General features: G+C 39.7%; 14 protein-coding genes, 1 tRNA gene and 1 pseudogene. 8 read left to right on the top strand and 8 right to left on the bottom strand.

What is annotated here, in order from left to right; translation table 11 throughout:
* Positions 1-22 precede the first annotated feature (22 nt).
* From spoVAE to spoVIF, 3 genes are all read left to right on the top strand, one after another.
* Entirely contained in the window at positions 23-379 is a 357-nt protein-coding gene (spoVAE, locus tag ACFX4L_RS04465) for a stage V sporulation protein AE (protein WP_061462123.1), read from the top strand.
* Between the two features lie 102 nt (positions 380-481).
* Entirely contained in the window at positions 482-634 is a 153-nt protein-coding gene (locus tag ACFX4L_RS04470) for a YjcZ family sporulation protein (protein ID WP_081108729.1), read from the top strand.
* Between the two features lie 112 nt (positions 635-746).
* Positions 747-1,001, top strand: a complete 255-nt coding sequence (spoVIF, locus tag ACFX4L_RS04475; RefSeq protein ID WP_061462124.1) for a sporulation-specific transcription regulator SpoVIF — start codon at positions 747-749, stop codon at positions 999-1,001.
* A 132-nt stretch (positions 1,002-1,133) separates the two neighbouring features.
* Here the strand turns inward: spoVIF and ACFX4L_RS04480 are convergent.
* Both ACFX4L_RS04480 and ACFX4L_RS04485 read right to left on the bottom strand, forming a co-directional pair.
* Positions 1,134-2,461: pseudogene (locus ACFX4L_RS04480) on the bottom strand (IS1182 family transposase).
* A 341-nt stretch (positions 2,462-2,802) separates the two neighbouring features.
* Positions 2,803-5,076, bottom strand: a complete 2,274-nt coding sequence (locus tag ACFX4L_RS04485; RefSeq protein WP_061462125.1) for an ATP-dependent helicase — start codon at positions 5,074-5,076, stop codon at positions 2,803-2,805.
* Positions 5,077-5,226: 150 nt separating this feature from the next.
* Between ACFX4L_RS04485 and ACFX4L_RS04490 the strand changes: the two genes are divergently transcribed.
* A complete protein-coding gene (locus ACFX4L_RS04490) occupies positions 5,227-5,523 on the top strand; it encodes a hypothetical protein (RefSeq protein ID WP_377404017.1) in 297 nt (98 codons plus the stop codon).
* A 55-nt stretch (positions 5,524-5,578) separates the two neighbouring features.
* Here the strand turns inward: ACFX4L_RS04490 and ACFX4L_RS04495 are convergent, their stop codons facing one another.
* The 5 genes from ACFX4L_RS04495 to ACFX4L_RS04515 all read right to left on the bottom strand — a co-directional run bounded on the left by ACFX4L_RS04495 (position 5,579) and on the right by ACFX4L_RS04515 (position 8,488).
* Positions 5,579-6,067 carry a spore coat protein gene (locus ACFX4L_RS04495; protein ID WP_061462127.1) on the bottom strand — a complete coding sequence of 163 codons (489 nt, stop codon included), beginning with the start codon at positions 6,065-6,067 and terminating at the stop codon, positions 5,579-5,581.
* Between the two features lie 236 nt (positions 6,068-6,303).
* The gene (locus ACFX4L_RS04500; RefSeq protein WP_061462128.1) at positions 6,304-6,567 is read right to left on the bottom strand and encodes a hypothetical protein; all 264 of its coding nucleotides are present in this window, start codon (positions 6,565-6,567) and stop codon (positions 6,304-6,306) included.
* A gap of 159 nt (positions 6,568-6,726) precedes the next feature.
* On the bottom strand, positions 6,727-7,155 hold the full coding sequence (locus tag ACFX4L_RS04505; RefSeq protein ID WP_061462129.1) for a GNAT family N-acetyltransferase: 429 nt from the start codon (positions 7,153-7,155) through the stop codon (positions 6,727-6,729).
* 4 nt (positions 7,156-7,159) lie between these two features.
* Entirely contained in the window at positions 7,160-7,675 is a 516-nt protein-coding gene (locus ACFX4L_RS04510) for a YjcG family protein (RefSeq protein ID WP_089364809.1), read from the bottom strand.
* Positions 7,676-7,765: 90 nt separating this feature from the next.
* Positions 7,766-8,488 (bottom strand): alpha/beta hydrolase, encoded by a 723-nt coding sequence (locus tag ACFX4L_RS04515; protein WP_284471440.1) that lies wholly within the window; start codon positions 8,486-8,488, stop codon positions 7,766-7,768.
* Between the two features lie 192 nt (positions 8,489-8,680).
* Here ACFX4L_RS04515 and ACFX4L_RS04520 point away from each other — a divergent pair, with 192 nt between their 5' ends.
* A complete protein-coding gene (locus ACFX4L_RS04520; RefSeq protein WP_061462132.1) occupies positions 8,681-9,238 on the top strand; it encodes a phosphatidylglycerophosphatase A family protein in 558 nt (185 codons plus the stop codon).
* Positions 9,239-9,255: 17 nt separating this feature from the next.
* Here the strand turns inward: ACFX4L_RS04520 and ACFX4L_RS04525 are convergent, their stop codons facing one another.
* The gene (locus tag ACFX4L_RS04525; protein WP_061462133.1) at positions 9,256-9,477 is read right to left on the bottom strand and encodes a hypothetical protein; all 222 of its coding nucleotides are present in this window, start codon (positions 9,475-9,477) and stop codon (positions 9,256-9,258) included.
* Between the two features lie 215 nt (positions 9,478-9,692).
* On the opposite strand from ACFX4L_RS04525, the gene ACFX4L_RS04530 reads away from it, so the two are divergent.
* From ACFX4L_RS04530 to ACFX4L_RS04540, 3 genes are all read left to right on the top strand, one after another.
* Positions 9,693-9,764 (top strand) — tRNA-Val (locus ACFX4L_RS04530).
* A gap of 958 nt (positions 9,765-10,722) precedes the next feature.
* Complete coding sequence (gene truA, locus ACFX4L_RS04535; protein ID WP_377383509.1) at positions 10,723-11,460, top strand: tRNA pseudouridine(38-40) synthase TruA; 738 nt, start codon at positions 10,723-10,725, stop codon at positions 11,458-11,460.
* A gap of 110 nt (positions 11,461-11,570) precedes the next feature.
* Complete coding sequence (locus tag ACFX4L_RS04540) at positions 11,571-12,095, top strand: type 1 glutamine amidotransferase domain-containing protein (protein WP_377383511.1); 525 nt, start codon at positions 11,571-11,573, stop codon at positions 12,093-12,095.
* Positions 12,096-12,287: the final 192 nt, after the last annotated feature.

Below are 12,287 nucleotides of genomic sequence, written 5' to 3' on the forward strand. Positions count from 1 at the left end.
TCATGAAAAAGGAGAGATTTGGATGTTAGCAATGTTTTTTTGGGCCTTTGTCATCGGTGGCTTGATATGTGTAGTCGGCCAGCTTCTTTTCGATGTTGGCAAGCTGACACCAGCACATACGTTAAGCCTGTTCGTTGTAATAGGAGCTGTTCTTGGCGGGTTTGAATTATACGAACCGCTTGTTGACTTTGCCGGTGCTGGAGCAACCATACCAATCGTTTCTTTTGGGAATTCGCTCGTGAACGGGGCAATGATGGAATCGGAAAAACACGGTCTCGTTGGCGTACTGACAGGTATGTTTGAAATTACGAGTTCCGGTATCTCTGCAGCTATCATCTTTGGATTTATCGGGGCGTTAGTTTTCAGACCAAAAGGTTAAAATAACGGAAATAGGCAGCCTGGACTAGGACATGGCCTATACATATTTGTCCAGACCTACATATGTTATCAGTAAGCTTTAGCGAGAGCGAGGTGATATAGTATGTTTGGTTTCGGTGGCTACGGTTGTGGCAACAGCTGTTATGGCTACGGAGGCGGTTATGGCGGAGGCTATGGTTGCGGCGGTTCTACTTTCGCGATAATCGTCGTCTTGTTTATCCTATTAATCATTGTAGGGGCTTCTTTCTGCTGCTAACGTAAATGGAATAGGCAGAAGAAGCCTATTCCATTTATTTTTATTTGTGAGGGCCTAGCACCATTTTTCTGTTAATACATAGGATAGGTACAGAAAAGGGAGGGGCTTAGGTATGGATAATAACTTTTTTAAAAACATAGAAGGTAAAACGGGCGTAAATATGAAGGATGTATTAGAGTTGGCAAACTCTCTACAGGGAGCCAATTTCAAAGATGAAACAACAGTTAGAAGCGTCATCAAGCGCGTTTCAAAAATAGCAAATAAGCCGGTCAATAAGGAAACGGAAGATAAGATCGTCCATTCCATTGTATCTGAAGGGAATAAACTGGATTTCGGGACCATTTCCAATATGATAAATAAAAAGTGAAAAAAAGGCCTGCTAAAGTGCAGGCCTCAGTTTGTCGACAAAAGGGGTTAGGAATTAACATTCCGAACCCCTTTTGAAATTCCCTTTGAATTTTGCTCAATATTAAGGAATTGGGAATACGAGCCCACTATGTTAGGCCATTTTTGGACCTTGCCATGCCAATTGGCCATCTTTCTTTACATTCATGGCAGCGAAAGTAAGCATCGACAATTTTTTAAGTCCCCTTAAAGTAGTCCAACGCATACCATGCTTTTCTTTTGCATCTGGGAATACACGCTCAATCGTTTCCTTGCGTTTCGCATAGATAGGTTTTACATCTTGATGATGACGCAGGTGATCTGCTTCTTCCATATTTTCTTGCCAGATATGGCGCGTCACCACTTTTTGATGGTCTTTGCTTTGTGTACACTGTGATAAAAATGAACATGTCTTACAAATGTGTTTGGGAGATTTGTACTCACGATGTCCCTCTTTATTTGTTGTTGAGTACTTTAAAATCTCGCCCGATGGGCAAAGGTAACAGTCAAAATGTTCATCGTAAACATACTCATGTTTGCGGAAGAATCCTTCTTTTGTTCGTGGCCGTGTATAGGGTAAAGCCGGTGTGATTTCTTTGTCAAAGAGGTAGCTTGTAATGGCTGGTGTTTTATAAGCTGCATCTGCGGCAACGGCTTCAGGCTTTCCAACTTTCTCAATCACTTGTTCAACCAGTGGCTCTAACATATGGCTATCATGCGTATTTCCAGGTGTTACAATCGACCCTAGCACAAAACCATTGCGGTCTGCAGCCGTGTGAAATGAATAGGCAAACTGTTTTGTCCGTTCATCTTTCACATAGTAACCACTCTCAGGATCTGTTGTACTTTCTTTCATCTCTTTGGTTTCTTCCTTATAAAATTTATCTGGTGGAAAAGGTTTCTTTCCATGGTTTTCACAATCTTGATTTATTTCTTCTTGAAGGCGTTCTTGATACGCTCGTGTTTCCTTGCGAACGACTTTCTTTGCGAACTTTCGCTTATTTGCACTGACTTTCCCATGAGTGGAATCAACGAATACATGCTCAGCACTTATTAACTTTCTTTCGGAAGCTGTCATTAAGATGCGATAGAAAATCTGTTCAAACAGGTCAGTATCTTTAAAGCGTCGCTCGTAATTTTTCCCGAACGTTGAGAAGTGAGGCACTTTATCATGGAAACCGTAACCTAAAAACCAACGGTAAGCCATATTCGTTTTAACTTCTTCAATTGTTTTACGCATCGAACGAATACCAAAGGTATATTGAATCAATGTCAATTTAACTAAAATAACTGGATCAATACTTGGGCGCCCTATCTCTGAATACATATCTTTCACCAAGTCATAAATGAAAGTGAAGTCAATGGCCGCCTCTCAATTTTACGAACCAAATGGTTCGCTGGCACCAGTTGATCTCGCTGAATAGAATCATGTTTAGAAAGCATCCTCATCACCTCAAGTTATAATACTCCTATTTTAAAACAAAAATGACTCCAGGCAAAAGTGTTCCATCTAAAAGGCAAGACAAAGTTGATTGGAACGGAAGGTACGAGACTCCTGCGGGAAAAGCGCGTCCAAGGGAGACCCCACAGACGCAAAGGCGCCGAGGAGGCTCCCGGACCGCCCGCGGAAAGCGAGTGCCTGGAGTGGAAATCAACGTCCAAATTGTACAAGCCATAAAAATAGACAAACTCAATTTTCATCGGGTTTGTCTACAGTCTGAGGCCTGCTAAAGTGCAGGCCTTTCTCATTTCGATTTTCAAAGAGAGATATTATTCACTTTTGGTCAAAGCTTCAAGAAACGTGATGGATAAGCGGTCCGTCCCCGTCTAGTTTGCAGGATGGAAAGGTAAAGATCCTTTTTAGCCCGGGTTGCTGCTACATAGAGCAAACGTCTTTCTTCTTCAAGAGGGGCCAGCTCCCCTTTTCGGTATGATTCAAGTGCGAAATCATGAGGAATGCTGCCATCGACAGCAGCAAGAACATAAACGGTTTGATATTCAAGCCCTTTTGAACGGTGTATGGTAGTTAGCTGTATGGCATCCTTAAAATGTTTCGATAGCTGTTTTATCTCTTGAACCATCGCAGTCATATGATCGACATGATCAAGGAAAGCGGCGACGGTGGGAAAACGATTTGCTGCCACCTTTAGGTCGCGGATGTCATCGGAACCTTTTTCCAGGTTTGCTTCATTTCCGCGCTTTTTTACATATTCCTGGTATCCCAAATCTTTCTCGATGATTTCTAAAGCTACAAGTGGAGCCATATTTTTTAAAGAGCGGATTTGTCCTGGGATCGTTTTTAATTTTCGTTCTTGAAAAGCATGTCCTGTCTTAACAAAAGCAAATGCATCGATAAAATCACAATCCTGCAGTATTGTCATTGCTTTTAACTCCTGTAATATACTTTGCTTTAAAAATAAGGAGGAAAGGACATCAGATGCTGCCTTGCTATCATGGGGAAACAAACTCAGGCGCATAAAGGCAAGCATGCCGCGAATGACCCTGCGCTGATAAAACGAATCTGCATCCTTTTCAATGACAAATGGCAGGTTTGAAGCGGCTAGCCGTTCAAAAATGGCCCTGGACATCGTATGTGTCCTATACAAAACTGCAAAGTCCCCAGGGTTTGCTCCCTTGGATATTTTTTCTTGGATGTCGGATACGATCATCGTTGCTTCCAATTCCTCATCATAAGGATAAAATAATACAGGGGGATTACCAGAATCATGCTGTGCTGTCATCTTTTTTTCCATCCGGTTCTGGTTGCGCTTGATCAAGCGGTTCGCTGTAGCGACAATTTCATGAGAAGAGCGATAATTCTCGGTCAGCTTTACCACTTGGGATCTAGGGAAATCATGATTGAAATTCAGAATATACTTCGGATCGCTTCCGCGGAAAGAATAAATGGATTGATCATCATCCCCAACCGCACATACATTTTTTGATTCAGCAGAGAGGAGTTTTATCAATTCATATTGAACTTTATTGATATCCTGAAACTCATCAACCAAAAAATAGTTAAATCTTTGCTGATATTTCTTCAAAAAATCCGGGTGGTTTTTTAAAAATACATAACAGCCTACAAGCATATCATCAAAATCATATTTCCCTGTTTGCTGTTTATATTCTTCATATTTCTTATATAAAAATAAACAGGATTTCTCCCACTCGTCTGTCGGTTTAATATCTTCTGGAAAGGCCAAGGAATTTTTCCAAAGCCCAATTTGTTGAAGGGCTTGATCATATGCAAATTCCTTATCATCAAGTTCCAATTCCCTGCCAGCCTGTTTCAATATCTTTTCTTTTTCCCATTCCCACTTCAATAGGAAATCACGCTGCCATTTGGATGGTTCGTGAAAAATCAGGATTTTATAAAAGATGCTATGAAAGGTCCCGCTAACTATTTGAGAAACAAGGGAAGGCGTCATATAGGGATAGCCGAGCAGACGCTGCTGCATTTCCTTTGCAGATTTCGCCGTGAATGTTACAAGCATGATACTTTTTGGATCAATCTTCTTCACTGTGAGCATATAGGCAGTACGTACCGTTAATACCCGGGTTTTCCCACTGCCGGCTCCTGATAGGACGAGGATTGGTCCATCGATCGTCATTACCGCTTTGAGTTGCTCTGCATCTAGAACAACCCCGGATGAGGATAATTCCTGAAAGTATGGTTCCTCTGGTTGTTCCAGGGCAGAAGGTTTATCTGAATACTTCGGATTGCCAGTTATGGGCCGGCTTTTAAGGAAAGGTTCCGTAATGGTTTTTGTTTCTGTAATGGTTCGTGATGTAGGAATCCTAAATCCATTCTGTTCCATATATTCTAATGGCCTGTCCTCATTTATCGGTTCTGAATTCGGCATTTCGCAGTGAGCCTGCGATGGGTCACTATGATAAAAATAGGGTGTCTCATGGATCCCAATAAATAATTTCACTGGTTTATGACAAATGATACAAGAAAGCTGATCACGTTTTCCTTTTTCAAAAAGTGTCTGCAGCTCACCAGCTGAAACGGTATGTAAATGTACGATTTCATTGCCAGATTTTGCTTGATTCATATAAATGGATACCTCTAATCTATTAAAAATATCGGCAATACTCATCATACCAGAAGATTAGGAAAAAAGAATGCGGAAATAGTGTTTAAATCTCATTCCAGACGGGTAATTAAATGACAACATAACTATTTAAATAAAGGTGGGATTCCTATGGGATACATAGCACCTGTTACACAATTTGAATATATTCAATATGCCAACCGGACGGTCGGAGCTGAAGAGAAAGTAAGAATTGTCAAAGGAACGAAACCCATTCAACCGATCCGCTTTGATCAGGTGTTGGAAGAGGAAATGGGAAGCTTTGAAGGATTCGATCAAGTTCAATATCATAATCGGGAAAGGACGAATGGAGCAGGCGCTAATAAAAATCAAATGGGCATGGGGGTTAGTGAAGAATTTACGGCTGAAATGACGGGAAAAGGGTGGTATTTCAACGAAAGTGTCTAGTTTTGCAAAGAAAAACAAAAGAGGACACGTGAAGTGTCCTTTTTGTGTTGATCTCTTAGAGAACGTCAATTTCCACGATTAGAGCTAACAATAATTGTAGTAAAAGTTGAATGTTAAGAGCGATTTGTGCATCAGTTGTTACAACGTCGATATCACGGCTGTTTTCAACAATTGTTTTTTGGCGCGTGATTTGTTTAACATTAGAAGATTGGATTAATTCTTGGGTAATCCTATCAGCATTATCATTATCTGCAACGGAAATGCTTACGATGATCGCGATAGCTGCTTGTAGAGCGGATTGTAGAGAAAGAGCCGCTTTAACATCTGTTGAAGTGATATTTACATTACAGGAATCTTTAATGTAAATTAGTTCTTCGGAAAGCTGAACCTGAGAATTGTCTTGTCTTGCCTCTTGTTCGATAGAGTCGTCTTCGTTATTGCAGAATCCTGTCAGGGGGTGGTGTGAAGCTGAATCTAGGGCTGACCATGATCTTTCAGAGTCTTCATGAGTGTTACAGTTGCTACGATATACATTTTGGTTCATGTTGTTTTTTCCTCCTTAGGTTTTATTCCCTATTAAAATATGCTTTGATGATTAATCGGGTTGGACGAATAAATCAGTTAATTCGTCTATTTTTTAATACTTAGGGAAAGTATTAGAGTGTGGGGGGGTGAATGATAAAAGAAGCTGGAGCTTCAGGAATGAAATGTAAGTGCTGCTATGTTTTCTGTTACTTATTTCTCCCCAGCAAGTAGGGTTTGATTAGGTGAAATGGTGAATCATTTATCTTTGGAATCCGTGAATTTGTTGTGAATAGAATTTGTAATTGGATTAACATCTTTTTCCGTGATGTTCTTGTCTTGGTTTATGATTTTTTGCGATTGCTCTTGTAAATAGCGAATGGTTTCTCTAAGGTTATTTCTTTCTTTTTCAGTTAGATCGACTTTTTCCTTTTTGAAACCATGTTTTCTCATAGTCCTCGAAACCAGCAGTTCCATTAATCTTTTTTGAGACTCCTCCAGGTTAAATTCATTGTTGCCCATAAAATTTTCCCTCCTTCTTGCTTTCTATATATAGTCTATGTATTTTTGCGGAGATTGCCATTGAACAGAAATGGTTTTTTTATAAAACGATAATTTAAGATCATGAACGAACAAAAAAACGCTGTCCAATCAGAAAACTGAAAGGACAGCGTTTTTATATCATAAAATGGTCTTCGTCATCGTTTTATGAGGAATGCCAGCATCCATGAATTCGTCGGAAACGATCTCATATCCTAACTTTGAATAAAAAGGAATCGCGTGCACCTGGGCATCAAGCTTTAATTGAGGTACTTCCCGTTCGCTTGCGTATTCCTCAATAGCGTTCATGATCATGGCACCGGCACCATTCTTTCGGCCCGATGATAGTACACAAATGCGCTGGACTTTACCAATGTTGTCGATTACCCTGAAGCGGCCGGCACCTATTGGCTGATCCTGATCATCATATAAAACGAAATGTGCAGACTCTTCTTCATATTCATCGATCTCTTCTTCAAGAGGGACTTTTTGTTCTTGGACGAATACTTTTTTTCGAATCATATAAGCATTTTCAAGCTCTTGGCTGTTCTCTGCAATTTTTACAAACACGAAATCATTCAGCTCCTAATCTAAATGTTTCATAAACGGTCCATGCCCCATCTTCAAGCTGATACAGCAAGTGAACTCGTTTCACCTCTTCTTCATGGCTAACGTCAAGCATGCTTAATTGGCCTAAAACATCAGAATGCTCATTATCGGATAAATCTTGAGCGATGGTAATATGCGGGACGAATGCATGTTCATTTTCACTTTTCATGAATTCCTCATTATTAAGTGCATCATGCAGCTCTTGAAGCCCTTCGGATAATTCCACTTTGAAATAAATAGTATTGCTTACGGGTTGGAAGGACTTCGCTTTCGTTACGTTCATCGTAAAAGGACTGCACTTTTGAGCAATGCCTTTTAATTGTTCCGCGATCGTCGAAATTTCCATATCCGTCGCTTCGAATGTTGGTTTAAGCGTTAAATGCGGTGGAATGAAAGCATATTTCGTATCATACCTTTTTCGATAGGAGTTAGCTAAATCTTGAAGTTTTTTTGAAGGGAAAATTGCAACACCATATTTCATAAATAAAACCTCCTGATATTTTTTTATTGTTGTATTATAGTTGGACATGTTTTTCTTGAAACCATCTCAAAAGAGATGATTACGAGTAAGTTAGAACATTTCCAATAGTGCTCTTTTTAAATCTGCCTGCCAATATTTCCAAGTATGATTACCTTCAAATTCTTCATAGAAGCATGGAAATCCTTTTTGCTTTAATAATTTATGCAATTCCCTGTTGGGTTCTATGAAGTTTGCCCTGTTGCCATCAGTCGTCGGAACATCAGTTTCCCCAGTCCCGATCACATGGTAAAGTTCGAGGAGATGCGGATCCTCAAAATTACGTACAGCATCCATTACTGCTTCATTGGCAAGTGGCGACTGCATGATGCATTTCCCGAATGTATGGGGATACTTTAGTGCGGCCAATAAAGAAACTGTACCACCAAGAGAGTCACCTATCAAAGCTCGACCATGTCCCATTTGATAGGTCGGAAATTCATCATCTAAAAACGGGACAAGTTCATGGGCAAGAAAACGTATGTATGCAATGTACTGTTCCCCGTCCGGATGATATTTGCTCCTGCGGTCAAAGCGGTCTTTATAGGGAATGCCGACAACGATGATATTCTCGATCTCTTCGTTCCCTAATAGTTCATCGGCTACGCGACCAATTCGGCCCATTTGAAAATAATCACGGCCATCCTGAGCAATCACAAGCGAATATTTATACAGTGGCGAAAAATTAGCAGGCAAGTAAACAAGTAGTTCCAACTCTTCTGCTAAAGCTTCGCTTTTAAACATGTACTCTTTAATTGTGCCTTTGCGTAAACTCATTTTCCCGCACCTCGATGATAATTAATAATGAAAAACAACTTACTTGACTATTTTAGCATAGCCTTGCGATTTTTTCCTGTGAGAAGAATTTAGAATAGAATATTTTCATTATATTTTCTAAAAATTTAAATTATAAGGTGCTATAATACTAGCATATAGGAAAATAATACAATAAAAGAGGTGGCGAATAAAATGGCAGATGTACAAGTACACAGCAGGGAAGTAACAAAGGCGGCTAAACGAACATTAATAGAGCGTGGTGTAAGTGTGGAGGCAATTGCAAAAATCGTTTTTGAATTGCAGTTCCCGTATAAAGCTGATCTTAAGCTGGAGGAATGCATCCACAGCGTCGAGCGTGTCCTGTTAAAAAGGGAAATTCAACATGCCATTTTAGTCGGTGTGGAGCTGGATAGACTGGCAGAGCAAAAAAAGCTATCAGAGCCCCTGCAATCGATTGTTGAATCTGATGAAGGGTTATTCGGAGTGGATGAAACGATTGCCTTTGGTGCAGTACTCGGTTACGGAAGCATTGCTGTAACGACCTTTGGCCATTTGGATAAAAATAAAATAGGCGTCATTCACGAACTCGATAAGAAGCAAGAAGGAATCGTGCATACCTTCCTGGATGATATCGTTGCAAGTATTGCCGCGAGTGCCGCCTCAAGGTTAGCTCATCGTCTGAGAGATGAAGAAGAATCGTTAACTGAACAGGAAAAGGACATTCAGGAAGAAGAAGAGTTGATCGGTTGAATCTTGTCGACCAATTTTCATCCCGACCTATCAAACCTGGCCTTAATGAGGCGGGCAGAAAGGATATTGTCCATTTTAAATGTCCGTTTTGTCTGCCTTAGAAAACAGAATGCGTGAAAATTGCCTGGATAAATTTCAAGCACCTGGATTTTCCGCTGCGTAATCTTTCCTTGTTCGGAGAGATAAATTATCTCTAATGGAGCGTTTTCTTCCATATGTTTTCGAAGTATATATTTCATTCCTTGTCACTCCTTTGCTGACTTACTTGCAATCATTATATGCGAACATACGTTTCTTATGCAAGTGAAAAGGGAACGCCGGTTCTTGTTTTGCGGATAGGTAATAAAAAATAAGATGAAAATAAAACTTTTTTAATATAATGCGTTGACTTTTTAACAAAAAAACATATAATAAATTATGTACTTAAGTATTTTACTAATCAGTTATTACATACGACTTGTTAGCTCAGTGGGAGAGCACTTCCTTGACAGGGAAGGGGTCGTGGGTTCGAATCCCTCACAGGTCATCCGAACGGCGAAAGCATTGCTAAGCAATGTTCTTGCCGTTTTTTATTTTAAATCAACGACTGTATGATGGGTTCAAGGTAAACACCATAGAATGCCTAAAAACCACTTCACGCTAAAATATGTGAGGTGGTTTTTTTGCTTTTAAATTTCGAATTCAAGAATTTCATGAAGAGAAAGCACTTAAGTAACATTCAATTATGCTAGGTTTACTGTGAAGAAAATGAATTTGTAAATGTTAAGATGTTACTGCTAACATCAGTTTCTTTTCCTTGTAGCAGTATGGATTTTCCAAAGGGCATTTCTATTACAGTATCCAGTAGCGCTGGACATATAATTTGAAAGTTGTTAAGCATTACTTTACTCAGGTAGTCATCTCTAAGGAATAAAGACGCAAAAACTTTTGAATGACTCGTTCGTTGCATGACGTTAGCCTCTTTGGTAGACTATGCAGAAGTACATTTGACTTTGGCTAGGATTTACTATGGAACGGCATAGAGCTTCCCATTTTCAGGTTTCGTTTGGGACATCTCACTTTAGTAGGAGAATAAAGGGATGCAGCTTTATAAAAAGAAATAACCCATGAATCACACATACATTTTCCATATGTGGAGTGTGTGTCAAATCAGTTTTAAAAGTGTAACCCAATCATACAGGTTCCCGATGCTAACTCTAATTTCGTGGGGATCTTTTTCATGTCTATCCTTTTTCTATCTTTTCCTTCTCTCCTCTCCCAAAAAAGTAAGAACTCTTTAACTCGAACGGCAGGGGGCAGTGAAACTTCTAAGGAATAATTTTTGGATGTACAAAAATACATTACAAAAATAAAAACTTAACAATTTGATGTGTTTCTAAGAAAAAACCATCTTTTCTCATAAAGCAGGGGTTGTATGTGGGCTTGTAATTTATCAAGAATTTTCTGTTTAGATGACTATACAGGAATAATATAAGGAGGAAGCAATGAACAATTATAAATTGACCATTCAATATGATGGCGGGCGTTATAGAGGCTGGCAACGACTCGGTAATAGTGATGATACGATTCAAGGGAAAATTGAAAATGTATTAACGGAAATGGTAGGGGAAAAAATTGAAATCATCGGATGCAGCAGAACGGATGCCGGTGTACATGCCCTTGCCCAAATAGCCAATTTTAAGATCGGTGAAAATCTGACTGAAGTTGAAATCATGAATTATTTGAATAGATATTTACCACGGGATATCAGTATTGTCGAGGTTAGGCTAGTTCCTGAACGTTTTCATGCCCGTTATAATGCTAAGGATAAAACCTATTTGTATAAGATCTGGAACGAGCAATATACAAATCCTTTCATGCGAAAGTACAGTATGCATGTAGAGGAAAAGCTGAATATCACAAGAATGAAAAATGCATGTCAACATTTTATAGGTGAACATGATTTCACTGCTTTTTCAAATGCAAAGTCTAAGAAAAAGTCCATGGTGCGTGAAATATACTCCATTGATATAGAAGAAAATGCTGGCTTCATCCAAATTACAGTGCGAGGCGATGGATTTCTTTATAATATGGTTAGAAAGATTGTCGGGACGTTGATAGAAGTTGGGTTGGGTGAAATAGATGCTGAAAATATACCAAGTATTATAGAGTCAAAAGAAAGAATCCAAACGGGTCGTATGGCGGAGGCAGCTGGGCTGTACTTGGTAAAGGTTGATTTATAGGCCGGATGTTGATGCATCGGTAATTGTATGTTAAGTGTACAGGCAGTAGAAAAAGGGAAGTAATAGGGAAGAATGGTAAAGCGGAAAGTACGAAAGAAGGAGAGATTTTCATGAGATTAGCAGGAAAGAAAATAATCTGTCTTGTGCACCATGATTTTGAAGATTTAGAGCTCTGGTATCCGATTTTACGTTTAAAAGAAGAAGGGGCGATTGTTCACCTCGCTGGTGAAAAGGCGAATGAAACATACATTGGAAAATATGGTGTACCAGCCATTTCTGATTATGAGTATGGCAGTATTAATGCAGAAGAATATGATGCCATTCTTGTACCGGGCGGTTGGGCACCCGACAAAATTCGCCGGTTTCCTGAAGTGTTACCGCTCCTTCAAAGCATGGAAGAAAATAAAAAAACCATTGGGCAAATTTGTCACGCTGGTTGGGTGTTGATATCCGCGAAAATTTTACAGGGGAAGACTGTAACGAGTACACCTGGCATTAAAGATGATATGGAAAACGCAGGGGCAACTTGGATAGATGAGCCCGTCGTCGTAGATGGAAACCTTGTGTCAAGCAGACGTCCACCTGATCTGCCGGATTATTTAAGAGAATTGATAAACGTGATTGAAAAGGGTTAAATCCATAGTACGGTGAAAAACCACTCAGTTTGTAGACAAAAGGGGTTCGGAATTAAAAAATTCCGAACCCCTTTTTGAGATTCCCTTTGAATTTTTGCCTGAAGTTAGGAGATTGGGGCTCTACGAGCCCACTATGTTAGGCCATTTTTGGACCTCGCCATGTCCAATTGGCCATCTTCTTTAAATTAATGG

Origin of the sequence: Peribacillus sp. YIM B13482, from assembly GCF_042787975.1 — a bacterium.
In the GTDB taxonomy this organism is placed as follows: Bacteria; Bacillota; Bacilli; order Bacillales; family DSM-1321; genus Peribacillus; species Peribacillus simplex_A.